Genomic DNA, 1,820 nt, shown 5'->3' on the forward strand with positions numbered 1-1,820 from the left:
GCGAGGGACCAGATGAGGTTGGAGAGCTCGCTTTGGTCGGCATGGGACACGGGGGAAATCTCCTGGAGTTCGGACCGACCGGATAACCGGGGCACCATGGCAAGCCGGGGCTGGCGCGGCAACCATGGCGATGAGGCGCGGAACGGGGGGAATGTCAGTCAGGACGTCGGAAGCCCACCTCATGATGGAGGCGCAGCAGGAGAGGCCCGAGAGGTGGAGGCCACAGGAGCGCGCAGCACCCCCGGCAGCGCATCGGCTCCGAATGCCAGACCCGCGACACCGAGCGGCCGCTCACCGCCCGACTACGGGCCTCTGGCGGACCCTCAGAGCCCCACGAGGTATCCGGCCACCTTCATCCGCTCCGCAATCTTCTCCTGAGCCGCCCTCAGCGCCTCATCCTCGAAGCCGTGGGCGTAGGGGGACGACGAGGACTTCTCCCCCTTCCAGCCCCCCAGCGCGTTCGTGAGGTGATCGTTCAGCTCCGCCCGAAGCGCCCGCGTGCGCCATGTGTGACGGAAGCTGTGGAAGGCCAGCCGACCATCCGTCCCTACCCCCAGAACCTCCCGCCGGACCCTCGTGAAAGCCTGAGGCAGAGCGGCGCACTTCCCGTTGCTGGGGCGGACCGGCCAGTCCCAGAACAACCGGCCGTCCGCGTTCGATGGCGACGCCGCGAGACGCGCGCTCACCAGCTCCTGCACGACCTCGGGCAACGGAAGCCACCGGGCGGCGTTCTCGGTCTTGCCTTCGCGGATACGGAAGCCCCGCCCATCGCCATCCAGATCGGTCAGGCGAACTTGTCCCAGCTCATCCGACCGACAGCCCGTGACCAAGGCCAGCCGCATCGCGTCTCCCATTCGACCACCCCGAGGGCAGGCGGCGAGAAGCTTGACGACCTCCTCGCCGGAGAAGTCCTCGCGTCCCTGCACCGTGTCCTTGGCCAACCGGACGGTGCGCTTCAGCACCCACGGGTTGTCCGAGTTCCGGTCGAGAAGTCCCCGCTCGATGGCCCAGTTCCAAAGGCCCACCAGCAGGGTCTGGTGCTTCTCCACGGTCTTGCGGGACATGCCTTGGGGCGCGCGAGGCGACTTGCGCTGGGGAAGGTGGTCCTGCAGGTGGCGTCGAGCCTTCTCGTGGTCCACGTCGGTCAGCGTGAGCGACGGCCCCTCGTGTTCGAGAAGGTAGGCGACGGCGGCCTTCACATCCTGCCGGGTCGAAGGCCGGAGGACCGCGTAACCCTGCAGCCGGGCATCTTCCCCGCGTTCACGAAGGTAGCGCGGCAGTGCGTCGGCGAGGAGAAGCTCCGACCGGACCGCCACCGCGGCGAATGCCTCAAGCTCCTGCTGCGTCGAGTTCCGGCGCCCCTTGGGGAGGCGCTCGTCTCGCTCGACCATGTCCAACAGGACATCGCGAGGGTTGCACTCGTCCGGGTCGCCGGATGCGGTCTTGTCGTGGTCGAGGAGCGCCTGCCGCCAGCGTTCGGCAGCCTCTGCAGCGAAGTGCTGACCACGTCTGGCGCTGGCTTCGAGTTCACGGACCTGACCGAGGACGAGGTCTCGCTGGCGCATGGCCTCGCGCTTGAGGCGAGTCCCGAGGCCCTTCTTGATCTCACGACCGAAAGGTCGCCCGGTCCACGGGTTCGGCGTGCCCACCAGAGACTTCGGGGTCTCCATCCGGAATACCCAGCCTTTGCCCCTCGGCTGCAACAGGTAGCTCATGTCGCCATCGCCGCCGTCCTTGTGGTACAAGACGGACCTCAGCGGCGATGTGTCCATCCCGATTTTCTATTAACTATCAATAGCATAAGGGTGTTGGCGGAGAGA

The 1,820-nt window shown here is 67.0% G+C and carries 1 protein-coding gene; it reads right to left on the minus strand.

Annotated elements, in window-relative coordinates; all coding sequences use genetic code 11:
- Window positions 1-323: 323 nt before the first annotated feature.
- On the minus strand, window positions 324-1,745 hold the full coding sequence (locus tag BLV24_RS21290) for a tyrosine-type recombinase/integrase (RefSeq protein WP_176954881.1): 1,422 nt from the start codon (window positions 1,743-1,745) through the stop codon (window positions 324-326).
- Window positions 1,746-1,820 lie beyond the last annotated feature (75 nt).

This window comes from Albimonas donghaensis (genome assembly GCF_900106695.1).
Taxonomy (GTDB): Bacteria; Pseudomonadota; Alphaproteobacteria; order Rhodobacterales; family Rhodobacteraceae; genus Albimonas; species Albimonas donghaensis.